Origin of the sequence: Polynucleobacter sp. MWH-UH2A (assembly GCF_018687195.1) — a bacterium.
Taxonomy (GTDB): Bacteria; Pseudomonadota; Gammaproteobacteria; order Burkholderiales; family Burkholderiaceae; genus Polynucleobacter.
In genome coordinates, this window is record NZ_CP061321.1 from 1616705 (window position 1) to 1642719 (window position 26015).

A 26015-nucleotide genomic window follows, 5' to 3' on the forward strand; every position below is an offset into this window, starting at 1 on the left:
TGAGGAGATTTATTGGGAAAGTGGTGTTTTGGTAATACGGTATCCACTGCCCCGAACAGTTTCAATAAACTGATCACAATCAAATGGGGCTAGCGCTGCTCTGAGTCGTTTCACATGAACGTCTACCGTCCGCTCCTCAATATATGCCTCGTTACCCCATACATGATCAAGCAAATTGGCTCTTGAGTGCACCCGTTCTGGATTGGCCATGAGGAAATTCAGGAGCCGAAATTCCGTAGGACCCAAAGCTAAATTTTTAACGTCCTGATTGGGCCAGTGAATAGCAATTCGATGCGTGATGGCATCAAGACTCATGGGGCCCACAATTAATGGCCCTTCTTCTGATGCCACTGAATATCTTCTTAAAAGCGCTTTTACTCTGGCAATCAACTCTTTGGGTGAAAAAGGCTTTGTCACATAATCATCGGCACCAGCATCTAAGCCAGTCACTTTATCAACCTCTTCGCCCTTGGCGGTTAACATCAAAATTGGGATATCTTTGTACTTTTCATTTGCACGGAGCTCTTTAGCAAATTGGACACCGGATTTACCGGGCAACATCCAATCGAGCACGATCAAATCAGGTGCTTGAGTAGTCAGCATGGATAATGCTTCATCCGACTGCATCGCCCTACTTACCGCATAACCCGCATGCGTTAGGTTCACCGCAATTAACTCGGCAATAGATGGCTCATCCTCAATAATGAGTATTTGCTGGGTCGACTGACTCATCAATCCTACTTACTTGCCTCGCGAATGAGGTCCTCATGCGCCATGTGACGTACGTCTGATCCTTTGGCAACATAAATAACAAACTCGGCAATATTTTTGGCATGGTCGCCAATACGCTCAATTGCTTTTGCGATTGTCAGCATATCCAAGCCTGTAGTAATTGTGTGGGGATCTTCCATCATATAGGTGATTAGTTTACGCACAAATGCACGAAACTCCTCATCAATCTGACGATCTTCCTGAACCACCTCAGCAGCAGCAACTGTATCGAGTCGAGCAAAGGCATCCAAGCTCCGTCTTAATAAAGATATCGCCATTTGGCCAGATAAACGGATTTCAGCTACATTGATTTTGCTATTTACACCAGACTCAATGAGTCGTTTTGTTCTTTTGGCCACTCGCTCCGCCTCATCGCCTGCTCTCTCTAAATTCGTGATGGCTTTTGATACTGCCATGACCAAGCGCAAGTCTCGTGCAGTCGGCTGTCTTCGAGCTATTAATTCAGTGCAAGCTAGATCGATCTGAATCTCTAGATCGTTTACTAATTTTTCATTCTCAATAACTACATTGCAAGTATCAACATCCATTTGCGTGAATGCGCGCATAGCCGTTGCAATTTGAGACTCCACCAAGCCGCCCATCTCCAACAGGCGACTAGATAAAGAATTCAGATCAGCATCAAATTGTGAGGATAAATGTTTATCTGGCATAGTCGTCTCCTGTTAACCAAATCGACCAGTAATGTAGTCTTCGGTCTCTTTTCGTTTTGGCTTAATAAAGATCTCATCCGTCTTACCGTATTCAATAAGACTTCCTAAATACATATACGCCGTATAGTCTGATACCCGAGCCGCTTGCTGCATATTGTGTGTAACGATAGCAATAGTGTAGTCATTTTTCAGCTCATGAATCAGTTCTTCGACCTTACCGGTAGATATCGGATCTAAGGCTGAAGTCGGCTCATCCAACAGAATGACTGAAGGCTTTACAGCCACACCTCTAGCGATACACAAACGTTGCTGCTGACCCCCAGATAGAGATAAGCCACTTTGATTGAGCTTATCCTTGACCTCGCTCCATAGGGCTGCTTTATTTAAGGCCCATTCAACACGCTCGTCCATTTCAGAACGAGAGAGCTTTTCGTAGAGGCGCACACCAAAAGCGATGTTTTCATAAATCGACATCGGGAATGGAGTTGGTTTTTGAAAGACCATGCCGATCCTAGAGCGCAATAGATTTAAATCTAAGCCTGGCTCAAGGATATTTTGGCCATAAAAGTTAATTTCACCTTCTGCTCGCTGACCTGGATACAAGTCATACATCCGGTTTAACGTTCTTAGCAGAGTGGATTTGCCGCAACCAGATGGCCCAATAAAGGCGGTAACCTTGCCTTGCTCGATATCCAGATTAATTTTCTTTAAACCCTGGAATGAGCCGTAGAAGAAATTCAGATTCCTGACTTCGATCGCATTCACAGCAGTATTTTGCGGTTCTTGACTACCCGTATTCATTACACCCCCTTGACCATCAAGCTGATTTAAGTCAAACATTGTTCTCATATTGCTTGTCACGCCTTAACCTTGTCTCGAAATACAACGCGAGCCAAGATATTTAATCCAAGGACAGCAAACGTAATTAATAGCGCTCCGCCCCATGCCAAATTTACCCAGTTGTCATATGGGCTCATCGCAAACTGAAAGATCACCACTGGCAAGTTCGCCATTGGTGCATTCATATTGGTTGAGAAGAATTGGTTATTCAGGGCTGTAAATAAGAGTGGTGCAGTTTCACCACTGACTCGCGCGAGTGCGAGCAAAATTCCCGTCATGACACCGCTTTGCGCAGCTCGCAAAGTAATCATGAAAGCTACTTTCCACTTTGGCGCCCCTAAGGCATACGCTGCTTCGCGCAAACTCCCAGGAACCAAGCGCAGCATATTCTCCGTTGTTCTGACAACTACCGGTATCGCAATTAATGCCAAGGCAATCGTTCCCGCCCATCCGGAAAAATGTTTTGCCTGCGCCACGACAAAGGCATAAACAAATAAGCCAATCACAATCGAGGGCGCAGATAACATGATGTCCGTAACAAATCGGGTTGTAGCCGCAACCTTACTGCGATCACCATACTCAGAAAGATAGACGCCGGCCAATACACCAACAGGGGTGCTAATTAAAGTGCAGCAGCCAATGATCATGAGGCTACCAACAATCGCATTAGCCAATCCACCACCCTCAGACCCAGGGGCGGGCGTGCTATGCGTGAAAAGAGAAAAATCAATCGAAGAAAATCCCTTAATCAATAAGACGCTCAAAATCCAGAATAAGAAAATCATGCCCAGACCCATGGCACTCATAGATAGAGCCAACCCAATCTTGTTTGTTCGCTTACGGCGAGCAAATACCGCAGGATTAATGTTGTTAGCCTTGTTCATGACTTCAGACCTTGCTTCTTTTCCATATTGTTCAGCATCCATTTAGCGCATGCCAAAACAATGAAGGTAATAATGAATAGTGCCAAACCCAATGCAAAGAGTGAAGACAAATGATTGCCAGCCTCTGCTTCACCAAATTCATTGGCAAGTGTTGAAGCAATAGACGTGCCTGGAGCAAATAGTGAGGCAGATAAGCGTTGTGAATTACCGATCACAAAGGTGACCGCCATAGTTTCACCGAGGGCTCGACCCAGACCCAGCATCACACCACCAATAACACCGGCTTTCGTATATGGCAGCACGACATTTTTTACTACCTCCCAAGTAGTGCAGCCTATGCCATAAGCAGACTCCTTGAGAACTGGAGGAACAATTTCAAATACATCTCGCATGACTGATGAGATAAAAGGCAAAATCATCATCGCCAAAATTAATCCGGCACACAACACCCCAATACCATTGAATGCGCCTGAAAATAAAATACCTAAGCCAGGCATCTTGCCAAGTGTTGCAGCCAATGCGGGTTCAACATATTCAGCAAACAATGGGGCAAATATAAACAAACCAAACATGCCGTAAATAATCGAAGGAACAGCGGCTAGAAGCTCTACAGCTGTGCCCAATGGTCTGCGCAACGGACCAGGACATAGTTCAGTTAAAAAGACGGCGATTCCAAAACTCAGCGGTACAGCAATCAAGAGCGCAATCAGCGAGGTAACGAGCGTTCCGTAGATAGCAATCAAGCCACCAAACTCGCCATTAACAATATCCCACTCTTGCGTAAAGAAAAATCCCAGGCCAAAGGTATGCAAGGCAGGCCATGCATTGATGATCAAAGAAATAATGATGCCTAACAAAGCAATTAAGACACTACAGGCAAAGAATTGGGTAATGCGATGAAACAGAAAATCTTGGATCCTTTGGATCTTGGCGATTCTCAGCGCTTGTGCAGTTGGAGCGGAATATTGCTGAGCGCTGTTGTTCATTTTGATTTGCACTTATTGATCAGGCGACACTAACTTGGTAGCGCCGCCTTATTTGATCAAGTTGACATTAGATTGACAATTACTTCACTACAATTTTGGTGAATACATTCTTACGAATGAAGTCAGTTGTCTTATCTGGCATTGGCACGTAGTCAAGATCTTCAGCCATTTTCTTGCCATCCTTGAACGCAAAGTCGAAGAACTTAATGACTTCCGCAACATTGGTCTTGTTTTCAGGATTTTTGTAGATCAAGATGAATGAAGCACCTGTGATTGGCCAAGATTTAGCGCCTGGAGCATTTGTAATAAAAGTGCCCATACCAGGAACAGCAGACCAATCTGTGCTTGCCGCTGCAGCAGAGAATGTTAAGTCATCAGGCGCTACAAATTGACCATCTTTATTTTTAAGAGAAATAAAGGTCATCTTGTTTTTCTTGGCATAGGCGTACTCAACGTAACCAATCGCATTTTTAACTCGAGTCACGTTTGCGGCAACGCCCTCATTACCCTTACCGCCCACTGTAGAGGCTGCAGGCCACTTTACAGAAGCGCCAGCACCAACAGAGTCTTTAAATAAGGAACTAGTTTTTGCCAAGTAGTCTGTAAAAATCGCTGTAGTACCAGATCCGTCCGCACGAACCACTACAGTAATTGGACCTGATGGAATTTTGACTCCAGGGTTCATGATGGCAATACGCTTATCACCCCAATCGGAAATCACACCTTGGAAAATATCCGCAAGTGTTGGGCCATCTAATTTGATTTCGCCTGGCTTAACACCATCTACGTTGATCACCGGAACAACGCCACCAATAATGGCGGGGAACTGTACAAGGCCATCAGCCTCTAAATCGGAAAATTTGACTGGATTATCGGTGGCACCAAAATCCACTGTCTTGGCTTTGATCTGCTTAATACCGCCAGATGAGCCGATCGACTGGTAATTTAAGTTTGAGCCGGTCTTTGCTTTATATGCTTCTGCCCATTTTGCGTAAATTGGGTACGGGAAAGTAGCACCCGCGCCTGTCATATCTACCGCGAAAACTGCTGGAGCAAGTGAAATAGCACCAATTACGAGGGCTTTTTTCAAGAAAGATTTCATTAAACCGGTCCTTAGATATATGCGCATTTGCGCGATATCAGAACGATAAATCTGCAATATGACAGTTTTATGACATCCCGAATATGGGGCTCCATATCAAAGCTAGCGAAGTAAAACCATATCTAGATAATTTTGGTATTGTTTGGCTATGGCGCACCCCTCTGATGCATCGCAACCACAACCTATTGCTACCGCTTTAGCGCTGGCTCTAGGTGCGGCAATTTCTTTGGGGTTAGCTCGGTTTTCTTACGCATTACTTTTACCCTCTATGCGCGAAGATCTTGGCTGGTCTTATATGATTGCCGGCTCAATGAATACCGCAAATGCAGGCGGGTATTTTATTGGGGCCTTATTTTGTCCATGGGTCTTCAAAAAAATTTCAGCGCCCAAGATATTTATTGCATCTGCCCTACTGACATCCATATTTCTTGGTATTTCTGGAGCGGTTACTGATACGACCGCACTTTTTCTCTTAAGACTTTTCGCTGGCATCTTCAGCGCATTTGTCTTTGTTGGTGGCGGTATTCTAGCTGCACAGCTTGCTAATCTGCATCACAGAAAATCTGGCCTGATTCTTGGGATCTATTATGGAGGCACAGGCATAGGCATTGTTTTGGCCTGCTTGATTACACCCATCGCCGTTGATTGGTCTATTCACCAGAAACTAAATCATATATGGCAACTAGGATGGTGGGCACTGGCATTGACAGGGTGCTTACTAACTCTGTTTTTAGCAAAGCCCAGCTTATCAATAGAGACAGCGCCTTCAGTTAGAGACTCATCTCAAACTACTGCAATATCAAGTTATGGAAAGATTGTTTTTGCTTATTTTTGTTTTGGCATGGGGTACATAGGCTATATGACCTTCGTCATCGCTCTTCTCAGGCAAATTGGCATGAGTGCACAACTTATTAATATCTTTTACGCAATCTTAGGTTGTTGCGTCATGGCCTCCTCAAGACTTTGGGCTAGGATGCTAGATGTCTACAAAGGTGGCAAATCGCTTTTCACTCTAAATGGATTGCTTGCCATTGCAACCCTCATCCCCGCAATAATAGACGCATGGCATTCAGAAACAGGGCCTCTTAGCCCATTGAGCATTGGGGCTATTTATTTTTCTGGCGTTATTTTTGGTGGTTGCTTTCTGTCTGCAGTTGCCTCAACCACGGCATTTGTTAAACACAATCTTCCGCAATCTCAGTGGATATCAGGAATAACTGTTTTCACTATTACCTTCGCCATTGGTCAAGTCATTGGACCTACATTAACCGGCTGGATCTCAGATCATTTTGGCAGCCTCTCTATGGGGTTAACGCTATCAAGTTGTATTCTGATAGTTGGATCTGCAGTGGCTTACCAACAACAGCCATTAGCCCAAAAAGGGAAGCCTCATCCAACATCGCTTTAAGCAATGTTTAACAGATGACTTTTGCATCCCGGGAAAGTAAAATTAAAACTAACAAATTATCCGCGTGAGTACTTAATGACAATGACACCATTTGAGCAAGAAAGGCACATCGAGTGCATACAAAGATCTAAGATTCTTAGCTCTGCTAGCGAACTCTATTTAAAGGCAGCGGAATCGATTGAGGCTGGCGCTCCTGAAGACGAGCGCTATCGCCATATCAAATCTGCAAAAGAATTAATTGAGGAAGCATTCCCCGAGGTATTTGAAGTGCATCACCCCGCCCCCAAATATATTATCAAAGAGGAGCGGGACTATAGGGTAATAAAAATCGTTGGATTAGCCGCCATTATCCTAGGAATATGCTATTCATTTGTCGCCTTTGGTCCAACTGGTGATTTGAGCAAAACCTGGACGGCAGATGATGTTGCAAAATCTACCGCTTACCCAAAGCCAAGAAACTAATAAATTATTGATTTATTTTTTGCAACGATATTCAATGTTTTCCGATTAACATTTGAGCATCACGAGCAGCAACCAGGCCTTCATCTGTAGGAACAACCCATACTTCAACGGCACTGTCATCTGCGCTGATTTTAGTAATTTGATCCTGATTGGCATTTTGATTAAGTTCCTGATCAAGCTTAATGCCCAGCCAAGAAAGCTTTTCACAAACGTCTTGCCGCAACTGACAATCATGCTCACCAATACCACCGCTAAAGCCAATGACATCTAATCCCTCAAGGCAAGCAATCATTGCACCTGCCTCACGTACCACTCGATGAGCGAACAATTCAATCGCCATAGTCGCCAATGGTTCATGGCTGTCTCTAAGCTTGCGCATATCTGCTGAAATTCCCGATACGCCTAGCAAACCACTCTGCTTATAAAGTAATTTTTCTAGGCCATCATGTGTATAGCCATTTTCCAAAAGATATAGCAAAACACCAGCATCTAAAGAACCAGCCCTTGTCCCCATCATCAACCCATCTAAAGCAGAAAATCCCATCGTAGTTGCTATGCTCTTACCAGCAACAGCAGCGCAAAGACTCGCACCATTTCCAAGGTGAGCCATTAGCACCCTATCCTTTGCGCGTTTCGAACTATCCAATAGCACGCCAATAATGTATTGATAAGATAAACCATGAAAACCATACCTTCGAACACCTTGAGAAGTAATTTCTGCCGGCAGAGCAAAAGCAGATTCAATACTTGAAACCGTCTTATGGTATGCGGTGTCAAAGCAAAGTACCTGCGGAATATCGGGGAAGGCTTTTGCAAAAGCACGCACACCCTCTATATTGTGCGGCTGATGCAGGGGTGCCAAAGAATTGAGTTTTGAGAGCTCATCTAAAATCGATTTTGTAGAGATAATGCTTTGAGTAAAAACCGAACCCCCATGCACAATTCGATGCGCAATTGCCTCAATCTTAGGCATATTTGGAAGGCTGAAGATCAATTCCTTTAACTGAGTCAGAGCACAAGTAAAAGGATCTTTTGAGATGCAATCTAGCGGCATGGATTTCAATTCACCTCCATAGCCATATTTGAGCGTTGGCGAACCATTTGGTTCTAAGCCTTCGTAACTACCTACCAGAATTGATGGCTGGACAACGCTATTATCAACTGGGTAAATTGCAAACTTTAAGGTTGATGAACCAGCATTTACAGAAAGGATTGCCATTGCAAATTCTTATTTTTTTGTTGTCTTAATCCAGTATTACTGGCTGTTTTGACGATGCGCATGCGCCACCAACAAACCTAGTACGGCCGAAGCTACTCTTGTGCGAGCGCTATCCGCCCTACTAGTTAATGCCACTGGAATCTTGGAGCCTAGTACTAAGCCGGCTCCACTTGCTCCAGCAAAATACTCCAGCTGTTTTGCCAGCATGTTCCCAGACTCTAAATCAGGGACATTCAAAATATCAGCATCGCCAGCAACTACTGAGTCAATTCCTTTAATTTGCGCCGCGTGCAAAGAAATAGCATTATCAAACGCTAAAGGGCCATCTAAGATACCGCCCTTAATTTGGCCGCGTTGCGCCATCTTACAAAGTGCAGCCGCCTCAATGGTGGAAGGAATATCGGGGTTAACCATCTCAACCGCTGACAAGATAGCAACCTTAGGGTTGGGTATGCCCATGATCACACTAAAGTCGATTGCATTTTGAATAATGTCTACTTTTTCCATCAATGTAGGATGAATATTGAGCGCAGCATCTGTCACGAGCAAAGGTTTGCTATACATGGGAATATCAAAACGAAACACATGTGACATCCGCCTACCAGTCCTTAACTGAGGTCGAGCCAATATTGCATGCAAAAGTTCATCCGTATGCAAGCTACCTTTCATCATCATTTCAACCTTGCGATCGACGGCCATATCTGCCGCTTTATCGGCAGCTGCATGACTATGAGGAACATCAATTAATTCATAGGGCGATATATTAATAGAGGCGGCGGCTGCAATAGACAAAATTTTCTTAGCCGGTCCAATCAAAATAGGTTTAATGAGGCCTGCAACCGCGGAATCCACAGCACCCATTAACGACTCTACATCACATGGATGAACTACAGCACAAAACACTGGATCAAGATTGCGCGCCTTTCCTAAAAGCTCATGAAACCTAGCTTCTGGATCAAAAATCTGAATATGTGGGACGCTTAATCTGGGTCTAGCTATTTTTTGAGTTGGAGCAATGATGCGTGCTGTGCCATGTAAAACTTTTTCACCATTTTGGTTTTGCACTACACAGTCAAGCTCAACACGTTTTTTTTCATCATCCTTGGATTGAACTGTTGCAACTACCGCCAAAGTATCGCCAATGCGAACCGGCTTTGAAAAATGCAAGTCTTGTTGCAAATAGATGGTTCCAGGTCCCGGAAATTTGGTGCCTAGCAATGCTGATATTAAAGCCCCGCCCCACATACCATGAGCAATGACGCCATGAAACATGGTGTCATTGGCATACTCGGGATCTAAATGCGCAGGATTCGTATCGCCAGAGACTGCCGCAAATGCCTGAATATCCTCAAGAGTTAAGGTGCGCAATAAGCGAGCACTTTGTCCAATACTGAGCTCATCATATGTGACGTTTTCAATTAAGGCATTTTCTTCCATTTCAATATCCATTTAATTCCCTTTAACCAACAGCGTGACAACCACCATCAACATAAATAGTTTGACCAGTCATTCCTGATGCACCATCGGCACATAAAAATGTACATAAACTAGCAATTTCATCCAATCGAACTGGTCTACCCAAGGGTGACTTTTGAGCGGCAGTTTGCATGAGCTCATCAAAATGATCGATGCCTGAAGCAGCTCGCGTCAATATGGGTCCTGGTGAAACGGCATGAACCCGAATTTTTCTACCCCCCAATTCAACCGCCATATACCGAACCAAAGATTCGAGCGCCGCTTTAACAGGCCCCATCAGACCATAATGAGGCACCGCTTCATCAGCGCCTAAATAGGTCATCGTCAATAAAGCACCCCCTGTTGGCATATGGGGGGCACAGAGCTTCGCTAGCGTTGCAAAAGAATGGCATGAAACTTCCATTGCCCTAGCAAAACCAGTGCTGGAGCTATCGACCACCCGCCCATGGAGGTCCTCTAAGGGTGCCCACGCTATCGAGTGGATAACAAAATCCAAACGCCCTAATTTTTTTACGGCATTATTTACTAAAAGCTCTAAAGCGCCCTGATCCTCGACATTACAAACCTCTAGACCAATATTCTCAGGATTAGTCAAAGGCTCAACATAACCCTTTGCCTTTTCATTAAGGCAAGTGACAATCACATCAGCACCCAGCTTCTTTGCCATAAGCGCACATCCCCAGGCAATACTTTGATCATTAGCCACCCCAAGAATGAGGCCCTTTTTACCATTTAAATTCAATATTTGATTCATTCTTTAATCCGCATATCTAATAAGAACATTGCGCCCGGGGGCTTTACGAAGCATCAGCCTCTCATCTATATCACGAGCTGGCACCTTAACATCCGAAATGTCCGCCAACCAATCACGCATCGCGGGCCACCACGACCCCTCCTTCCTGATGGAGCGATCCAAATATCCAGAGGGATCAAGCCATCCATGCCCTTTATCAACCGCATGAATTTGATAACTGCGATTAGGGTGTCCTGGCTCCGAAATAATCCCTGCATTGTGACCGCCCGACGCCAAGATAAACGTAGTATCAACATTGGTAAGCAAATGAATTTTATAAACCGATCGCCAAGGTGAAACGGTGTCACGCTCCGTACCAACAACTAGGAGTGGTGACTGAATATCGATTAAAGCGATACCATTGCCTTCAAATTGAAAATAGCCCATAGAAAGCTCATTATTTAAAAATAGTCTATTTAAATACTCTAAGTGCATTTTTTCTGGCAAGCGAGTAACGTCAGCATTCCAACTGGTCATATCTGTTGCAGAATCATTTTTGCCAAATAGGTATCGTTTAGTATTTTTTGCCCACACTAAGTCGCGAGCATTCAAAAATTGAAATGATTCCGCCATTTGTTTGCCAGACAGATAACCAGTGCGAGCCATCTCTATACGTAGTGACTTCAACTGATCTTCATCAATTAGCAATCCCAATTGACCAGGGTCAGAAAAATCAGTCTGTGCAGCCAATAGAATTGTGCTCGCCAGTTTTGGTAGGCCCAACAATGACTCGCTCTTTTTGTTCTTTCCACCCTGGTTACCTGCAGACTGATGATGACCCAAATAAGCGGACACCACAGATAAGAAAGTCCCACCCAGACAGTACCCCATTGCGTGCACCTCATCACAAGAAGTTATTTTCTTGATCTGGCGAAGCGACGCTATTACACCTAAACTTAAGTAGTCTGAAAAATCAATGTTTCGATCGCTAGCATCGGGATTTTTCCATGAAATCATGAAGACTGTAAAGCCTTGTTCAACTAGATACTTCACCATGGAATTGCGCGGCGACAAATCCAAAATATAGTATTTCATGATGCAGGATGGAACAATCAAAAGCGGTACAGAAAATACCTGCTTAGTTGAGGGAGCATATTGAATAAGCTCAATCAAATCATTTTCGTAAATCACCGCCCCAGGAGTAAGCGCAACATTCTTTCCCGGCTCAAAGGCTAGCTTGAGCAGATCTTTATTTGCGCGCTCGCCAACAAGCAACGGGTGAGCCAACAAATCTGAAATATAGCTACTAAAGCCATTAAACCAAGTTTCCCCAAGACTCTCATATGAATGCTTAAAGAATTCAGGATTTGTAATTGAATAATTTGATGGTGAAAAAGCATCTAAAAATTGCTTGCAATAAAAACTAACCAGATCGTCATGGTGCTTTGCTACGCCATCCACATGCACTACATCGCTCCACCAATCATGGTGCGCCAAGTAGATATCTCTCAAATTTGAGAACGGATATTGACTCCAAGCCGGATCATCAAATCTAGCGTCTAGCGCCTTAGAGCTTGACTCGTTGGAATATTGATTCCAATTTTTACCGATTAGATCAGCCGTTAATTCCAGCCCTTTACGCATCAATATGGACTGCTTACCCGGCGAAACTGATAAATGCATCAACCAATCGTTCATTGCAACCGCTATGGCAATGGGTGAGATCCCCATGCTAGATTTTGCTAAATGATGGTGAATCGAGTCATCCAAAGATTTTGCAAGCTCATCAAAGCCATACCACTCAGATCTAAAGGGTGTTTGATCCATATTATCTTTAACTAATCACTCAAAGTGTTAATTTGAATTATACGTGGCAAATTAGACTCAAAAAGAATGAAAGCTCGTGGTCTTTATTTATAATTAAAGCCATTCTATTGCAGCAAATAGCTCCACTATAAACGTCAATAAATTGCTCAAATTACATGAACAAATCTGATAATCCTTACCTAGACAATGAGCTTGAAACTGTTGTCCATCAACTTAATCAAGAAATTATTCGCTTGGCATTTGCTTTAAAACTTGATCTCTCAAACCATGTATTTCTACACCAATTTTTGCTTCAAGAAATTGATCGCGAGCACGATCATTTTCACAAAAGAGAAACCCTCAAAGGGCTTATTATTCTTCGTGGAAAAATAAGCATTGATTTAGCGGAATCTGGACAACAAGACCTGCCAAGCCCTGTTCACGAATCCATATATCAACTCCTGCACATCAAACAATCTAACTAGATTGTTTTTTTATCAAGACCCAAATCTGTCGCTCTAGCTCGGTGAAATCATTGGAATTGCTAAGCATCGAGTCAATATGAGCAGACTGTTTGCTTAAAGAAAAAATCTTTAAATGACTTACTTGCTGTCTGTATTTTTCACACACTATCTGAGGATCTATATCATCAGGAAGTACGCCAGTATTACTAATTAGTTCTTTTTTAACTTTATCAGTGATTCTCTCGACATCCTCCATGCTTAAATGCAATCTCTCAGCTTCTGCTTCTAATGCCTGACGATCACCTGAAGATAGCCTCCCCTTAGCGATTGCATCTCTAAATTCATTTTCAAATGCTTCTCGATCAATTCGTAGCTGATCAGTAAATGCAGACGCCATTAATCCAGCGGGAATAGCAAAAATTCCTATACCAATTAGGCTAATCACCACAGTCATCGCCCTTCCTAGAGGTGTAATTGGCGTTAAATCCCCGTAGCCCACACTGGCTAGAGTAATAACAGCCCAATACATAGCATCTGGAATCGTATCGAATTTATCTGGCTGAGCAATATGTTCAAACTCATACCCTAAGCTTGCAGTAAGTATGACAAGTAATGTCATCATAAAGGCAGCGGCAAATAGCACTCGCCTCTCACGATAAATTGCCTTGTACATTGTATTAAGTGTGCCGGTATAGCGCGTAAGCTTTAGCAAACGTGAGAGCCTAAAGACTCGCAAGAACCTCAGATCAAACGACTCGTGGAATGCAAGACCAACAAAAAATGGCAACACCGCGACCAAATCAATTAAAGCGCCAATCGTAAACATGTACTTTAATCTGCCAATAATAGGCCGATGGTATTTATCCAGCTCACAGCAGGAATATATTCGCCCGATATATTCAAGTGAAAATATGGCGACAGTAAAAATCTCAATTGCGTGAAACTCCCATTTCAGAGGAGTATGAATCCAAGATACCGTTTCCAAAATGATTGAAATTACTGACAATAAAACCGAAATAACGATTACATCATCAATAATATGATGCAAATCTCCCGATGTCGGAGTCGGATTTAAAAGAGAAAAAATCTTTTGACGAAATGATCTACCTTTATTTCGAATAATAAAAGTATGAAGAGCGTGAAAAAAATATGCGGGGAAATTGAATCTCTTTAGTAGGCTTTTTTTATTCATTTCATATTTACTCAAATTTACACAGAATCCACTTGAATAACCTCAGGCGACAAAAGGCATTCGAGACGTCTTTAGTCCAATCATTCCATGAATGCTTATTAATATTTCCAAAAGCAGGAAAGTCGACGATCTATTCCAGCGGTGTAGTCGTGATAAATCCATTTACCGCAAACTAACTGATCAATCACAATAAAAATCATAAGAAATAAGGCCAAAATCGCAAACAACCATTTAATTGAACTATTCATTCATCTTAACCATAGCAAGGGGACATCAAAAACAGCGCATTTCAATACTTAAGAATGCAGAATACACCCCGCCAATGTCAATAAGTTGGTAGAGCCAAAGCATTACATCAACAATTTAGAAAATTGACTTTCATCAAGTTTTAATCTACTAACAGCATCAATATACATTTAGTTTTTATTTCTATAAAGATTCAAGTGTGAGGCGGAGACAAAAAATGAAAATTAAATACTTAGTTGCAGGATTTGCCATTGGAATGTGTATGGGTGTTGTAAGTGCCTCAACATTGGAAGTGGGTAAAATTGGTCTTACCAAAGACGGAGTAATTACATACCTAAATCAAGCTTGTTCCAGTTAAATTGTGAATACACATATTAATGTAAGCATTTCTATTGGTAGTACTTTGGTTCTAGATGCCCCAAATTGTCTTGCGTGAGGAATGCTTGCGGGCTTAGTATGAAAGTCCGTAGCTATTCAGATTTCCAAACGGATTTTTGAGTATTGATAATCACCCCATTGGGGTGATTTTTTTAGCAAAAACTCTAGAAACGGTATCCTACGCCAATTAAAAAATCATAGCCAGTCGCATTTAGCGTGGAATTAACTATTGCCCCGCTATCAGTCTGGACAGTAACAGATTTCGCTTTGTTTACCGCATAATTACCCTCTAGAAACCCATAAACAGATTCAGTAATCATTTGTTTATATCCGGCGCCGTAAACAATGCCAGATACCCTTGTTGATTGTTGAGGATAATTTCCTGGAGAGTTGGCATTTAGCGTTGAACCTGCATACCCAATTTTTAAGTAAGCTAAGCGGCTACCATCAATTACATAGCTAGGTAACAGGCTAAAACTAAACACATTTGAAACATCATAGGTTCCATAGGTTGGAGCCCCGTGTGTAATTGCGATGGTATTTGCAGACCTAGAGTGCCCTGGGTAGAGTGCGGCGCCAAGTCCCAATAAAAATTGATTCTGAACTTCAAAGTTATAGCCGACCGCAAGATTTGCCACTGGACCATTGGCATGATTCGCAGTTGAGTTCGTGGTTAGCGTTGATCCACTTGGAAGGGTAGTTGTACCACTTGCACTCTTTGGAATATAGCTTTCATATCCGATGAGGCCAATCTGACCATAAGCGCCAGCCCAAGAGCTTTGGCTGGATTGGGCCCATGTGCTAGAAGAAATAATTATTGCGGCAGCTAAGGCTAAAAATTTACGGCATGAAATTCTCATATGGGTTCTTTATATTGTTTTTATTTGAACAACAGGTTTTTAATTGCATTCACAATTTCGCTGTAGCCAATGGGTTTATAGAGCACTTCAATATTGAGCTCTTTAAACAGCTGGATATGTTGTGGAGAGGTGTCGGCGGTAATAATCAGTGCTGGTATGTCATCCCCGAAACTATCGCGTAGCAGCTGGATAATCAGGTCGCCAGTAGTGGTGACAAGACGATAGTCACTCAAAATGCAATCAATGCGGTTAATGCCGGCCAAATCCCTCATTAAATCTTGGCTCTTTTCGGGAAGAGAGAGCACATTGAAGCCATTTTCACTGAGAGCTTTTTTGTAAGCCTCGAAAATAGTTTGGTCATCTTCAAATATAGCGATTGTTTTGGTACTCAATAATGACTGTTGCCCGCTGGTGGATCCGCTCTTAACCCTTGAAGGATGCGGAGTGACATATTCAGGTAGAGGTTGAGCAGCATATTTTGTTAGAACAATGCAGTTGGTACCTTCACCCGGCGCTGAAGTAATCGTGATTTCAGAATCTGAGATTTTGCATAGTCTCTTCACAATGGAAAGGCCAAGCCCAAGTCCATCATGCATGCTGCGTGTACCGTCGACCCTATAGAATTCATCGAAGATTTTATCTAATACGTTTGAGTCAATGCCACAACCTGTATCTTTGATAGCAATTTGTAGATGACCTTCTTGTGCTGTAAGCACAATAGAGACACTGCCCGTGGCGGTGTATTGAATGGCATTGGAAATCAAATTTCCAATGAGCTGCTGTAGCAGAACTCTATCGCCATCTACAAGCATATTCATGAAATCAATCTGTAGCGATATATTTTTACCAGTAGCAATTGGGGTAAATGTGTCAGACAGAGGCCCAACAAGCTCAATAAGCTCGAATGATTTATGGATCTTCTTAGTCGTTCCTGCATCAAGCTTACTCAAATCTAGTAAAGACTTAAACATGGAGTTCAGGGTTTGAACGCTCTTGCGTATTTGAAAAAAATTAATCCTTTCTTTAGGTGGGAGGCAATTAGGATCAAATAAATCTAAATAAATATTGACAGCATGGAGTGGCTGCCTCAGATCATGACTGGCTGTAGCAATAAATTTGGATTTAGATATATTTGATGCAATGGCGGTATTGCGCTCCACTTCAAGAGCATGGTTCAGCATCTGGTTCTGAATCTGCAGTCTAACTGTATTTGTCCAGGAATTAGAAAAATACGAAGCCATTTTTAATGTGTAGAGCGAAAAAGCGAGCTCCCCCAAAATAATTGGCCATGGAAAAATAAATGGGGGGATAGACGTGATGATGAATTGACAAATAAATATTGGGGCCGCAAAGCAAAGAATGGTGGCACGGTTAATAGAATAGCCATAGAGCCCAACGAAAATCGCCGTAGAGCTCATCAATAGATACAAGCATTGAAGATTAAATGGCAATTCAGGCACAACGATAAGCCAACCTAAACCCCAGCAGGCAGTAACAGAAAAGATTGCCCAATTTAAATTAACTATCTTTTGCTCGATGGATTGTGAGGAATGTTTGTTTTTATAAAAAACTATATAAGCTCTCAATAAAACGCAAAATGTCATCGCAGCAAGCCAAACAATCAGATTGTTTAGTGCGTTAACCTCCTCGATTACTAAAAATGCCGTGAATAGTGGGCCAATAACAGTGCCAATCGTATTCGTTCTAGACGCCGTTTGAAGAAATTGGAATTTCTCTTTCTGTAGAAGACTATTTTCCTGCGCGTTACTTATAGCCATGCGTTAGCCCCAACCATGCTCTTTGGCTTTAATGACTGCCTGGGTTCTATTAAATACTTTAAGCTTTTTAAAGATATCGCCCAAATGGATCTTGACTGTCTGCTCGCTGATTTGCAAAGAATAGGCAATCATTTTATTTGAGTGGCCCTCGGAAACATATCGCAAAATCTCTTGCTGTCTTCCAGTGAGTTGAGTGATCTCAGGGGCATTGGGTATATGTCCTATTAAGTTACAAATACTCTCGTAAATGGATGAAGAATCACTATTTTTAGAGATGAACAAAGCGCAGCCAGCATCCAAGCAAGCTTGTTCAACATCCTCCTTATCAAGCCCCGATATAGCGGCAATGGTAGCAACATTACTAAGCTGCATGAACTGCTTAATTCCAGAGAGCTCGTGCTCAGAATCTGGAATTTGGAGATCCAACAAAATAATCCATGAAGAAATAGAGTTCTTAACGGTACTCAACCCTTGTGCCAGAGTTTCAGCGGCATAAACAGCAATATTACTAGAGATGAATTTCTTGTTTAATAGCTGCTGCAAGGCATCCCGGTAAACCGGATGATCGTCAACGATGAGTATCGATGTGGTTTGCATGGCGATGCCCCATTTAAGGTAAAAAATTGAATCGATTATGGCATTCATGGGCATTTCCAATCTAGAACTTTAGTTTTATATGTCCCATCTGAATGACTGAATTATCACTTTATAAATCAATGATTAGGGTCTTTACTAGTCAGTCCTACACCCCTACCAACATTACTTAGTAGGCCATAGGCAATAGAGCTAAAGTTTTATATTCATTGCATGAGGAACTTCCTACCATTTACCTGTCATGCTGGGATTGCTCGAATTAGGCAGGCACACATTAGAACAACGCGTCGATTAAAAAAGTAACGCACAAAAGGGAGATCAACATGCTAAAAATAAATCGTCACATCCTTGGAGCATCTATTGGTTTAGCCATTGCGCTTGGGCTCACCGGCTTTTCCATGAATTTATTTGGTAATAACCTAGGTACATATAATGAGTTCCGCGTCAGCGGCCATCTAAATAATCCACATCAGATTCCCGATAACCTGAATCCAAGATTAATTAGAGCAAATGAGCGGCTTGATCAAAACTATTCCGTAGAGGAATCCTCAGTTGGTTCCGTGCAAGCGCTACACAGTATGGTGCTTGATAAGTCCGTTGCCTATGTCAATCCAACCCTAGACTACGCCACAGGCACTTCAAATTAATTTCAGTGAGCACTTAATAATTTTGCATATAAAACAGGGGGGTAGATATGATGCAATACTTATCAGTATTTGAAGCCCTAGGTAATCAGACTCGCTTGAATGCATTTAACTTTATCTACCGATCTGGTCAAAATGGAGCAAGGCCGAAGGACATTATTGAGCAATATGGATTGGATTCGGGGACCTTGGATTTCCATCTAAAGAAATTGATGGCGGTGAATTTAATTACTTTGCGAAAGGGAGCTGCTAAAGGTAGATACTTCCCTAGCCAAAACTTACCAAAAGGCCTCAACCAGCTCTTTGCTGAGGAGCTATAGCTCATAAGTGCTAGCCGGGACCAGTTAAAACCAGTCCCTTTATTTATTGTCCAAAACAGGTAGTACTTTAGTTCTATTTTTATTAAAACTAGAACTAAAGTTAATAAGAATTAACCTATTTTTCCCTTACCATTCGGGTACTTAAATATTTAAGTCCTTAATTAACTTTTCTACGGGGAAATTCGATGAATAAAATCACCACATATATGATCATTGCTTTAATTGCATTCTCTGCTGGCGTTGCTAGCGCGACTGTAATTGCAAAAAATGATGCCGTAAAGCAGTTTCTAGTAATAGATACAGCCCAAGTAGATATTTTGGGCAATGCTGCAAAATAAGCCCTCAATAAGCTTAATGCATGCTTAAATGCCAACCCTAAGGTTGGCATTTTTTATGGTTGGTGGGCCCACCAGGACTTGAACCTGGGACCAAAGGATTATGAGTCCTCTGCTCTAACCAACTGAGCTATAGGCCCGTTAGTCTTTGGCTCAATCTTCCTCGAGGAAAGTCTTGAGCTTGTCGCTGCGGCTTGGATGACGCATCTTACGGAGTGCTTTCGCTTCAATCTGACGAATACGCTCACGAGTGACGTCAAACTGTTTTCCCACTTCTTCAAGAGTATGGTCTGTACTCATCTCTACACCAAAACGCATACGCAATACTTTTGCTTCACGTGGCGTAAGTGAGTCCAATACATCCTTCACAACATCGCGCATGGAGTCATGCAATGCCGCTTCAGAAGGAGCAAGGGTATTTCCGTCTTCAATGAAGTCACCTAAATGAGAATCTTCATCATCACCAATTGGGGTTTCCATCGAGATTGGCTCTTTCGCAATCTTCATGATCTTGCGGATCTTATCTTCTGGAATCTCCATCTTCAGCGCCAAGGTTGCTGCATCTGGCTCATGACCAGTTTCTTGCAAGATCTGACGGCTGATACGGTTCATCTTATTGATGGTCTCAATCATGTGCACAGGGATACGGATCGTACGCGCTTGGTCAGCAATCGAACGAGTAATCGCCTGACGAATCCACCAAGTTGCATAAGTTGAGAACTTATAACCACGACGGTATTCAAACTTATCTACCGCCTTCATCAAACCAATGTTGCCTTCCTGGATCAAATCCAAGAACTGCAAGCCACGGTTGGTGTATTTCTTGGCGATCGAGATAACCAAACGTAAGTTGGCTACAGTCATCTCACGCTTCGCTTCACGGGCACGCTTCTCGCCCGCGATCATTTGTTTATTTACTTCTTTGAGTTCAGGCAATGGAATAACTACATTCTTCTGAATGTCAATTAACTTCTGTTGCAATTCCTGAATCGCCGGAACGTTACGTTGCAAGAGCGCGCTGTATGGCTTGCCCTCTTTGAGCAACTTATCTGTCCAGCCTAAGTTCATAGACATCTTAGGGAAATCTTTTAATACTTCACCACGATTCACGCCTACTTTATCAACCAGCAAGCTAACGATGCCGCGCTCCAATTTCCAAACTTGATCTACCTGGGCGCGCATGGTGTCACATAATTTCTCAACACTCTTCGCTGTTAAACGGAAACCTAGTAATTCTGCGCGAATCGCATCTTGTGCTTTGACATAAGCAGGGCAGTTGTAGCCATCTTTATCAAAGGCACGGCGCATTTTTTCTGCTTGAGTGCGAACGATTGCAAATTTCTCTAGTGAGATTTGCTTTAATTCTTCTAATTGCTTGGCATTCGCAGTTGCAGCACCACCGCCGCCACCGCCTTCGTCGTCACCGTCTTCTTCACCGTCTTCAGCATCAGGATCTACTTCAGACTCTTCAGGTCCTAACTTGATGTCTTCCGCATTTGGATCGACTAAGCCATCCACGAATTGGTCAATCTCTAATTCACCGGCGGCAATCTTGTCTACGTTACTGAGAATCTCGGCAATGGTTACAGGGCATGCGGACAAAGCCATCACCATATCTTTGAGGCCAGCTTCAATCTTTTTCGCGATGACGATCTCGCCTTCGCGAGTCAACAAATCTACCGTACCCATTTCACGCATATACATACGTACTGGATCGGTTGTGCGTCCGAACTCAGAGTCCACAGTAGAAAGTGCAGCTTCAGCCTCTTCTTCAGCCTCTTCTTCAGAAGCTGCGGCTGCGGTGTTATCTGACAGAATTAATGTTTCTGCGTCTGGCGCTTGTTCGTAAACGGTAATACCAATGTCATTTAACAAGCTGATCAAAGTTTCCAATGCATCCGCATCAGATAACTCATCAGACATCACGTCATTCATTTCGCCATGGGTCAGGTAACCCTTGGACATACCCATCTTGATCAAAGTCTTTAAGCGGGCACGGCGTAACTCTTGTTGTTCTTCAGTACCTAATTGTTGTGCAGCAAATTCTTTTAAGAGGGCTTTTTCTTTAGCCTTACGCTCACGCGCTTTTTGACGATCAGTTAATACTGGCTCTGCGCCATCTGTGGCAGCTTCTTTAGCTTTGCGGCCGCGCTTCTTCTCTTCTTGAGGAGCAACAACCTCAGCCTCAACCGCTTTCGCTTTTTTGCCTTTTAACTCTTTTACCTCTTCAACCTTTGCAGTAGCCTTACCTTTTTTTGCTGGCTCTACTTTTACTTCTGCTTTTGTTGCCTTAGTTGGCTTCTCCGCTTTTACGGGAGCTTTCGCAACAACTTTAGATTTTGGTGCTGGTTTAGCGGGGGCCTTCGCAACAACTTTCGGTTTCGGTGCAGGCTTAGCTGGCGCTTTTGCTTTAGCAACTGGCTTTGCAGGTGCTTTCGCTTTTACTGCTGGCTTTGCTGGGGCCTTTGCTTTCGGTGCAGGTTTAGCTGGCGCTTTTGCCTTAGCAACGGGCTTAGCAGGCGCTTTTGCTTTTACTGCAACCTTCGCTTTTGGGGCTGGCTTGGCTGGTGTCTTCGCCTTAGCTGCCGGCTTTGCAGGTGCTTTCGCCTTTACTGCAGCTTTCTTTGGTGCTGGTTTAGCAGGTGCCTTTGCTTTTGGGGCAGGTTTAGCGTTTTTTTTGGTCTTGGTATTCGGCATTTATTAGCACTTACTCACATAACGGTTGTTGATCGTGACTGTTGAAGAACAGTCACGTAACTTATTTACTCACTTACACCCAAAATTTCCTAAAAACTAAGCGCAAGTGGCTGAATTAATTCGTTTTTTTCTTGGGAACAGAGGATTATAGTCGATTGCGACTTTTTTGACCCCCGCTTACCTAAAAATATTGGGCATTTTCAGGTGATTTCTAGGGGTATTTCAGGAAATTTTAGGCAAATTTCAGCTTTTCGCCCAATTCCCGATATCGGACCTTATCTTGTTCGCTGGAATTGCCCGCAGCAATTTTTTGGGCAATTTCCGTCATTTCCTGCTTCAGGCTCGCTTTCTCCAACTTATTGAGAGCCCCTTCTAAGTCGGCAGAGGCGCCTTCAAGCTCAACATCGCTACCCATAATGCGCTTTCTTAATACCTCATACATGGGTGCAAGTTCGCTGCGGGAGAGTTGATCCTGGAACATTGCAAATGATCCTGCGCCGACCGTCAACTTGCCACTTTCATCTGGAATCAGTTCAACCTGATTACATTGCACTAATAAATCTGTCATCAATACCAAAGCATTTGCTGAGCGTTGCTCTGCAGCCTTTAATGCCAACATACGATTACCTTCATTCAACGCCTTACCCAAATGGGGAAACTGAATCAGCACTCGCAAAATTTGTTCTGCTAAATCCATTGGTGCTTTTGGTGGTTCGATCGCTTGCGTAGCGATGCGTTTTGCAGAGCCCTTAGATGCTTGCCATGGTGCACCCTGTCGATTACCTAAGCCACTAGGATTATTTGCTACATATGTCGATTTTGCTTGTGTCGCCTGATAGGGCGATGTCTGCACAGGAGCAGGAACTACAGTGAGACCGCAGAATGATTCCAACTCCGCAGGAGTGGTGTTGGTTCGAATAGCCAACTCACGTAGTATTTGCGTACGCAAGGCAATCGGTGGCATAGACAAGAGTAAAGGCTTGGCCGCATGGTGCGTCTGAGCCCTGCCCTCTGGCGTAGTCAACTCATGATCTTCGCTGGCAACCTTAAAGAAGAAACTCGATAAAGACATCGCTTCTTTAATCACTTTTTCAAAAGCGGCTTCACCATATGCCCTGACATAACTATCTGGGTCATGCTCTGTTGGCAAGAATAAGAAACGAATCTCTTTATCGTCAGACATAAGTGGCAAGCAAGCTTCAAGTGCACGTTGCGCCGCCCGCTGCCCGGCTGCATCACCATCAAATGAGAAAACCACTTTATCCGTTTGACGCAGCAACATGCGTACGTGATTTGCGGTACAAGCAGTACCTAATGTCGCTACTGCATTTGGGAAACCCAACTGCGCAAGAGCCACAACATCCATATATCCCTCGCACACCAAGACATACTCTTTAGCGCGAATGGCTTGTCTTGCTTCAAACAATCCATAAAGCGTATTGCCCTTTGAGAACAATGGTGTTTCTGGAGAATTTAAATATTTGGGCTCGCCTTGATCCAAAATGCGTCCACCAAATCCAATGGTTTGCCCTTTTGGATTGCGAATTGGGAACATGATGCGATCGCGGAAGCGATCATAACGCTTCACCGGCGCACCTTCAGACTGCTCGCCCTGAATAATCAGACCACCCTCTACAAGAGTCTTCGCAATTTCATCATTTGAGTAAGGCCCAAAGACTGCTTCTAACCCTTGCCAACCATCAGGGGCATAGCCGAGAGCGTAGCGCTTCGCTATCTCACCCGTCAGGCCGCGCCCTTTGAGGTATTCAACTGCGCGCGTGCTTCCTTTGAGTTGTTGGCGATACCAATCTGCTGCTGAGCTCATCACTTCACTTAAGGCCATTGCTTGCTGTTGGCGTGCAACATCATTGGCGGTGCGCTCTTCGCGCGGAACATCTAGTCCAGCAGAACGCGCAAGCTCTTCAATCGCATCGACATAACCCAGTCCTGAATACTCCATCAAGAAACTAATTGCAGAGCCATGGGCGCCGCATCCAAAGCAGTGATAGAACTGCTTAGTTGGTGAAACAGAAAATGATGGTGACTTCTCTGAGTGAAAAGGGCACAAACCTTGGTAGTTTGCGCCAGCCTTTTTTAACTTCACATGCTGCCCAACCACATCGACAATATCGACCCGATTTAACAGATCGGCAATGAAGGATTGTGGAATGAGCGCCATACGATCAGTATGAGACGGTTTTCTGGGTTTTACTAGTGAGTTACTTCGCTAGAGCAGCTTTTACTAAGCCAGACACTTTACCCATATCGGCCTTACCAGCTAACTGCCCTTTTAATACACCAATCACTTTGCCCATATCCTGCGGGCCTGCCGCACCAGTAGATGCTACCGCCGCAGCAACCGCCGCTTCCACTTCTGCATCTGACATTTGGGCTGGCAAGTAGGTTTGCAATATCACCATCTCAGCAGACTCAACCGCAACTAGATCATCACGTCCCGCTTTCTCAAACTGAGAAATAGAATCTTTGCGCTGCTTGATCATTTTTTCAACCGTAGAAATCACCGCTGCATCGTCGAGCACAATACGATCATCCACTTCACGTTGCTTAATAGCGGCCAATAAAAGACGAATAGTTCCTAGGCGTGCAGTTTCTTTTGCACGCATTGCGGATTTCATATCTTCAGTGATTTGATCTTTCAAACTCATGGGACGATCCTAGTTTTCTGAGGTGGTGTTTAAAAAGCAAAAACCCGCTGCGTTTCACCGTCAGCGGGTTTCAAAGCTTCTCGGTGAAGAGAGCTTTAAATTCTATTAGTAAAGCTTCTTAGGCAACATTTGGCTGCGAATACGCTTGTAATGGCGCTTAGCAGCTGCAGCCTTTTTACGCTTACGCTCAGCCGTTGGCTTCTCGTAAAACTCGCGTGCACGCAAGTCTGTCAAAAGACCATTTTTCTCAATGGTGCGCTTGAAACGGCGCAATGCCACTTCAAATGGTTCGTTTTCGCGAAGGCGGACTGTAGTCATACTTATTTAACTCGTATATGCTCGATGGGTATCGAAAAAATTAACTGAATTGCGATTCTAGCACGACCAAGCGAAAAATGATTGTTTTAGGCATAGAAACTTCCTGTGATGAGACTGGGGTGGCGATTTACGACACCAACCCCTGGGAAGCCGGAAAACCTGCATTTTTAGGCATTCTAGGCCAGGGTTTGCACTCCCAAATCGCCATGCACCGGGATTATGGGGGTGTTGTTCCTGAGCTGGCCTCCCGAGACCATATTCGTCGTGTTTTACCCCTTTTAGACCAATCCTTAAGTCAATCCGGCCTCAAATTGAGTGATATTGATGCAGTTGCCTTCACCCAAGGTCCCGGTTTGGCCGGAGCCCTCCTAGTTGGCAGTGCTTTTGCCAAATCCTTAGCCCAAGGCCTCAATTTACCCACTATCGGGGTTCACCACCTAGAGGGCCACCTCCTTTCCCCGCTTTTGGGTCAAACTGCCCCGCAATTTCCCTTTATCGCCCTCTTGGTTTCTGGTGGGCACACCCAACTCATGAAAGTTTCCGGCATAGGCCAATATGAACTTTTGGGTGAGACCTTGGATGATGCTGCTGGCGAAGCCTTTGATAAAACTGCCAAATTGTTGGGTTTGGATTACCCAGGTGGTGCCGCGATTTCCAAATTAGCCGAAAAAGGTCGTGTCGGCATTTTTGATTTACCTAGACCGATGTTGCACTCCGGCGATCTGGATTTTTCTTTCTCAGGATTAAAGACTGCCGTCCTCAATCAAGTCAAAAAGTTTGAAGCGCAATCTGTGACAGATTCTGCTGAAGTGGCGCAGTTTCATGCTGACCTTGCCAGAAGTTTTGTCGATGCCATCGTCGCCGTACTCGTTAGCAAGTCTGAGAAAGCACTCAAGCAAACGGGTTGCAAACACTTAGTTCTTGCTGGTGGTGTAGGCGCCAACTTACAACTGCGTAATGCGCTGAATGAAAAAGCCACGAAGAATAACTTTGAAGTGCACTACCCGCCTCTAGAACTATGCACTGATAACGGCGTCATGATTGCATTTGCTGGAGCACTGCGTTTGCTGAGCAAAAATAATGACTCCACAACATCTGGAGCCTTTGATATCAAACCCCGCTGGGATTTGCAAAGTAATAACTTGGTTTAGCTTACTTAAGCGTG

Annotated in this window: 27 protein-coding genes and 1 tRNA gene; 8 read left to right on the top strand and 20 right to left on the bottom strand. The window is 43.6% G+C overall.

Annotated elements, in window-relative coordinates; translation table 11 throughout:
• Positions 1–9: 9 nt before the first annotated feature.
• From phoB to pstS, 6 genes are all read right to left on the bottom strand, one after another.
• Entirely contained in the window at positions 10–732 is a 723-nt protein-coding gene (gene phoB / locus IC571_RS08425; RefSeq protein WP_215315961.1) for a phosphate regulon transcriptional regulator PhoB, read from the bottom strand.
• A 5-nt stretch (positions 733–737) separates the two neighbouring features.
• Positions 738–1442, bottom strand: a complete 705-nt coding sequence (phoU, locus tag IC571_RS08430) for a phosphate signaling complex protein PhoU (protein ID WP_215315962.1) — start codon at positions 1440–1442, stop codon at positions 738–740.
• A 12-nt stretch (positions 1443–1454) separates the two neighbouring features.
• A complete protein-coding gene (gene pstB, locus IC571_RS08435) occupies positions 1455–2243 on the bottom strand; it encodes a phosphate ABC transporter ATP-binding protein PstB (RefSeq protein ID WP_215317885.1) in 789 nt (262 codons plus the stop codon).
• A gap of 56 nt (positions 2244–2299) precedes the next feature.
• Positions 2300–3166 (bottom strand): phosphate ABC transporter permease PstA, encoded by an 867-nt coding sequence (pstA, locus tag IC571_RS08440; RefSeq protein ID WP_215317886.1) that lies wholly within the window; start codon positions 3164–3166, stop codon positions 2300–2302.
• Positions 3163–4152: a phosphate ABC transporter permease subunit PstC gene (gene pstC / locus IC571_RS08445; RefSeq protein WP_215315964.1), complete on the bottom strand. Its 990-nt coding sequence runs from the start codon at positions 4150–4152 to the stop codon at positions 3163–3165. The genes pstA and pstC overlap by 4 nt, the downstream gene beginning before the upstream one ends.
• Before the next feature lie 79 nt (positions 4153–4231).
• Entirely contained in the window at positions 4232–5254 is a 1023-nt protein-coding gene (pstS, locus tag IC571_RS08450; protein WP_215315966.1) for a phosphate ABC transporter substrate-binding protein PstS, read from the bottom strand.
• A 148-nt stretch (positions 5255–5402) separates the two neighbouring features.
• Between pstS and IC571_RS08455 the strand changes: the two genes are divergently transcribed.
• Positions 5403–6662, top strand: coding sequence for a YbfB/YjiJ family MFS transporter (locus IC571_RS08455; protein WP_215315968.1), 1260 nt, complete (start codon positions 5403–5405; stop codon positions 6660–6662).
• Between the two features lie 75 nt (positions 6663–6737).
• Positions 6738–7124 carry a hypothetical protein gene (locus IC571_RS08460; protein ID WP_215315970.1) on the top strand — a complete coding sequence of 129 codons (387 nt, stop codon included), beginning with the start codon at positions 6738–6740 and terminating at the stop codon, positions 7122–7124.
• Positions 7125–7155: 31 nt separating this feature from the next.
• Here IC571_RS08460 and IC571_RS08465 read toward each other — a convergent pair whose 3' ends face one another.
• From IC571_RS08465 to IC571_RS08480, 4 genes are read right to left on the bottom strand one after another with little or no spacing between them, the layout of a single operon-like run.
• Positions 7156–8343 carry an acetate/propionate family kinase gene (locus tag IC571_RS08465; protein ID WP_215315972.1) on the bottom strand — a complete coding sequence of 396 codons (1188 nt, stop codon included), beginning with the start codon at positions 8341–8343 and terminating at the stop codon, positions 7156–7158.
• Between the two features lie 36 nt (positions 8344–8379).
• Positions 8380–9792: a bifunctional enoyl-CoA hydratase/phosphate acetyltransferase gene (locus IC571_RS08470; protein ID WP_215315973.1), complete on the bottom strand. Its 1413-nt coding sequence runs from the start codon at positions 9790–9792 to the stop codon at positions 8380–8382.
• A gap of 10 nt (positions 9793–9802) precedes the next feature.
• On the bottom strand, positions 9803–10561 hold the full coding sequence (fabI, locus tag IC571_RS08475; RefSeq protein WP_215317887.1) for an enoyl-ACP reductase FabI: 759 nt from the start codon (positions 10559–10561) through the stop codon (positions 9803–9805).
• Positions 10562–10576: 15 nt separating this feature from the next.
• A complete protein-coding gene (locus IC571_RS08480; protein ID WP_215315975.1) occupies positions 10577–12379 on the bottom strand; it encodes an alpha/beta hydrolase in 1803 nt (600 codons plus the stop codon).
• A 155-nt stretch (positions 12380–12534) separates the two neighbouring features.
• On the opposite strand from IC571_RS08480, the gene IC571_RS08485 reads away from it, so the two are divergent.
• A complete protein-coding gene (locus IC571_RS08485; protein WP_215315977.1) occupies positions 12535–12843 on the top strand; it encodes a hypothetical protein in 309 nt (102 codons plus the stop codon).
• Here the strand turns inward: IC571_RS08485 and IC571_RS08490 are convergent.
• Positions 12836–14014 carry an ion transporter gene (locus tag IC571_RS08490; RefSeq protein ID WP_215315979.1) on the bottom strand — a complete coding sequence of 393 codons (1179 nt, stop codon included), beginning with the start codon at positions 14012–14014 and terminating at the stop codon, positions 12836–12838. The genes IC571_RS08485 and IC571_RS08490 overlap by 8 nt on opposite strands.
• A gap of 98 nt (positions 14015–14112) precedes the next feature.
• Entirely contained in the window at positions 14113–14262 is a 150-nt protein-coding gene (locus IC571_RS08495; RefSeq protein WP_215315981.1) for a hypothetical protein, read from the bottom strand.
• Positions 14263–14477: 215 nt separating this feature from the next.
• Here IC571_RS08495 and IC571_RS08500 point away from each other — a divergent pair, with 215 nt between their 5' ends.
• Positions 14478–14618, top strand: coding sequence for a hypothetical protein (locus IC571_RS08500; protein WP_215315982.1), 141 nt, complete (start codon positions 14478–14480; stop codon positions 14616–14618).
• Between the two features lie 184 nt (positions 14619–14802).
• Here IC571_RS08500 and IC571_RS08505 read toward each other — a convergent pair whose 3' ends face one another.
• Genes IC571_RS08505 through IC571_RS08515 form a run of 3 tightly spaced genes read right to left on the bottom strand, consistent with a single transcriptional unit; the run spans position 14803 to position 17921 of the window.
• A complete protein-coding gene (locus IC571_RS08505; protein ID WP_215315984.1) occupies positions 14803–15498 on the bottom strand; it encodes an outer membrane protein in 696 nt (231 codons plus the stop codon).
• Between the two features lie 20 nt (positions 15499–15518).
• The gene (locus IC571_RS08510; RefSeq protein WP_215315986.1) at positions 15519–17276 is read right to left on the bottom strand and encodes a hybrid sensor histidine kinase/response regulator; all 1758 of its coding nucleotides are present in this window, start codon (positions 17274–17276) and stop codon (positions 15519–15521) included.
• Positions 17277–17279: 3 nt separating this feature from the next.
• A complete protein-coding gene (locus IC571_RS08515) occupies positions 17280–17921 on the bottom strand; it encodes a response regulator transcription factor (RefSeq protein WP_215315988.1) in 642 nt (213 codons plus the stop codon).
• Positions 17922–18193: 272 nt separating this feature from the next.
• Between IC571_RS08515 and IC571_RS08520 the strand changes: the two genes are divergently transcribed.
• The 3 genes from IC571_RS08520 to IC571_RS08530 all read left to right on the top strand — a co-directional run bounded on the left by IC571_RS08520 (position 18194) and on the right by IC571_RS08530 (position 19172).
• On the top strand, positions 18194–18517 hold the full coding sequence (locus IC571_RS08520; RefSeq protein WP_215315990.1) for a hypothetical protein: 324 nt from the start codon (positions 18194–18196) through the stop codon (positions 18515–18517).
• Positions 18518–18564: 47 nt separating this feature from the next.
• On the top strand, positions 18565–18834 hold the full coding sequence (locus tag IC571_RS08525) for a winged helix-turn-helix domain-containing protein (protein ID WP_215315992.1): 270 nt from the start codon (positions 18565–18567) through the stop codon (positions 18832–18834).
• A 185-nt stretch (positions 18835–19019) separates the two neighbouring features.
• The gene (locus tag IC571_RS08530; protein WP_215315994.1) at positions 19020–19172 is read left to right on the top strand and encodes a hypothetical protein; all 153 of its coding nucleotides are present in this window, start codon (positions 19020–19022) and stop codon (positions 19170–19172) included.
• A 60-nt stretch (positions 19173–19232) separates the two neighbouring features.
• Here IC571_RS08530 and IC571_RS08535 read toward each other — a convergent pair.
• From IC571_RS08535 to rpsU, 5 genes are all read right to left on the bottom strand, one after another.
• Positions 19233–19309 (bottom strand) — tRNA-Ile (locus tag IC571_RS08535).
• A 13-nt stretch (positions 19310–19322) separates the two neighbouring features.
• A complete protein-coding gene (gene rpoD, locus IC571_RS08540) occupies positions 19323–21866 on the bottom strand; it encodes an RNA polymerase sigma factor RpoD (RefSeq protein WP_215315995.1) in 2544 nt (847 codons plus the stop codon).
• A gap of 232 nt (positions 21867–22098) precedes the next feature.
• Positions 22099–24045, bottom strand: coding sequence for a DNA primase (gene dnaG / locus IC571_RS08545; RefSeq protein WP_215315997.1), 1947 nt, complete (start codon positions 24043–24045; stop codon positions 22099–22101).
• 40 nt (positions 24046–24085) lie between these two features.
• Complete coding sequence (locus IC571_RS08550) at positions 24086–24532, bottom strand: GatB/YqeY domain-containing protein (protein WP_215315999.1); 447 nt, start codon at positions 24530–24532, stop codon at positions 24086–24088.
• Between the two features lie 105 nt (positions 24533–24637).
• Positions 24638–24850, bottom strand: coding sequence for a 30S ribosomal protein S21 (rpsU, locus tag IC571_RS08555; protein ID WP_011903537.1), 213 nt, complete (start codon positions 24848–24850; stop codon positions 24638–24640).
• 77 nt (positions 24851–24927) lie between these two features.
• On the opposite strand from rpsU, the gene tsaD reads away from it, so the two are divergent.
• Positions 24928–26001, top strand: a complete 1074-nt coding sequence (tsaD, locus tag IC571_RS08560) for a tRNA (adenosine(37)-N6)-threonylcarbamoyltransferase complex transferase subunit TsaD (protein ID WP_215316001.1) — start codon at positions 24928–24930, stop codon at positions 25999–26001.
• The last annotated feature ends 14 nt before the right edge of the window (positions 26002–26015 follow it).

Coding starts and splice junctions, on each gene's coding strand:
- phoB (WP_215315961.1), bottom strand. CDS start 732: ATGAGTCAGTCGACCCAGCAAATACTCATTATTGAGGATGAGCCATCT.
- phoU (WP_215315962.1), bottom strand. CDS start 1,442: ATGCCAGATAAACATTTATCCTCACAATTTGATGCTGATCTGAATTCT.
- pstB (WP_215317885.1), bottom strand. CDS start 2,243: ATGAATACGGGTAGTCAAGAACCGCAAAATACTGCTGTGAATGCGATC.
- pstA (WP_215317886.1), bottom strand. CDS start 3,166: ATGAACAAGGCTAACAACATTAATCCTGCGGTATTTGCTCGCCGTAAG.
- pstC (WP_215315964.1), bottom strand. CDS start 4,152: ATGAACAACAGCGCTCAGCAATATTCCGCTCCAACTGCACAAGCGCTG.
- pstS (WP_215315966.1), bottom strand. CDS start 5,254: ATGAAATCTTTCTTGAAAAAAGCCCTCGTAATTGGTGCTATTTCACTT.
- IC571_RS08455 (WP_215315968.1), top strand. CDS start 5,403: ATGGCGCACCCCTCTGATGCATCGCAACCACAACCTATTGCTACCGCT.
- IC571_RS08460 (WP_215315970.1), top strand. CDS start 6,738: ATGACAATGACACCATTTGAGCAAGAAAGGCACATCGAGTGCATACAA.
- IC571_RS08465 (WP_215315972.1), bottom strand. CDS start 8,343: ATGGCAATCCTTTCTGTAAATGCTGGTTCATCAACCTTAAAGTTTGCA.
- IC571_RS08470 (WP_215315973.1), bottom strand. CDS start 9,792: ATGGATATTGAAATGGAAGAAAATGCCTTAATTGAAAACGTCACATAT.
- IC571_RS08480 (WP_215315975.1), bottom strand. CDS start 12,379: ATGGATCAAACACCCTTTAGATCTGAGTGGTATGGCTTTGATGAGCTT.
- IC571_RS08485 (WP_215315977.1), top strand. CDS start 12,535: ATGAACAAATCTGATAATCCTTACCTAGACAATGAGCTTGAAACTGTT.
- IC571_RS08490 (WP_215315979.1), bottom strand. CDS start 14,014: ATGAATAAAAAAAGCCTACTAAAGAGATTCAATTTCCCCGCATATTTT.
- IC571_RS08495 (WP_215315981.1), bottom strand. CDS start 14,262: ATGAATAGTTCAATTAAATGGTTGTTTGCGATTTTGGCCTTATTTCTT.
- IC571_RS08500 (WP_215315982.1), top strand. CDS start 14,478: ATGAAAATTAAATACTTAGTTGCAGGATTTGCCATTGGAATGTGTATG.
- IC571_RS08505 (WP_215315984.1), bottom strand. CDS start 15,498: ATGAGAATTTCATGCCGTAAATTTTTAGCCTTAGCTGCCGCAATAATT.
- IC571_RS08510 (WP_215315986.1), bottom strand. CDS start 17,276: ATGGCTATAAGTAACGCGCAGGAAAATAGTCTTCTACAGAAAGAGAAA.
- IC571_RS08515 (WP_215315988.1), bottom strand. CDS start 17,921: ATGAATGCCATAATCGATTCAATTTTTTACCTTAAATGGGGCATCGCC.
- IC571_RS08520 (WP_215315990.1), top strand. CDS start 18,194: ATGCTAAAAATAAATCGTCACATCCTTGGAGCATCTATTGGTTTAGCC.
- IC571_RS08525 (WP_215315992.1), top strand. CDS start 18,565: ATGATGCAATACTTATCAGTATTTGAAGCCCTAGGTAATCAGACTCGC.
- IC571_RS08530 (WP_215315994.1), top strand. CDS start 19,020: ATGAATAAAATCACCACATATATGATCATTGCTTTAATTGCATTCTCT.
- rpoD (WP_215315995.1), bottom strand. CDS start 21,866: ATGCCGAATACCAAGACCAAAAAAAACGCTAAACCTGCCCCAAAAGCA.
- dnaG (WP_215315997.1), bottom strand. CDS start 24,045: ATGGCGCTCATTCCACAATCCTTCATTGCCGATCTGTTAAATCGGGTC.
- IC571_RS08550 (WP_215315999.1), bottom strand. CDS start 24,532: ATGAGTTTGAAAGATCAAATCACTGAAGATATGAAATCCGCAATGCGT.
- rpsU (WP_011903537.1), bottom strand. CDS start 24,850: ATGACTACAGTCCGCCTTCGCGAAAACGAACCATTTGAAGTGGCATTG.
- tsaD (WP_215316001.1), top strand. CDS start 24,928: ATGATTGTTTTAGGCATAGAAACTTCCTGTGATGAGACTGGGGTGGCG.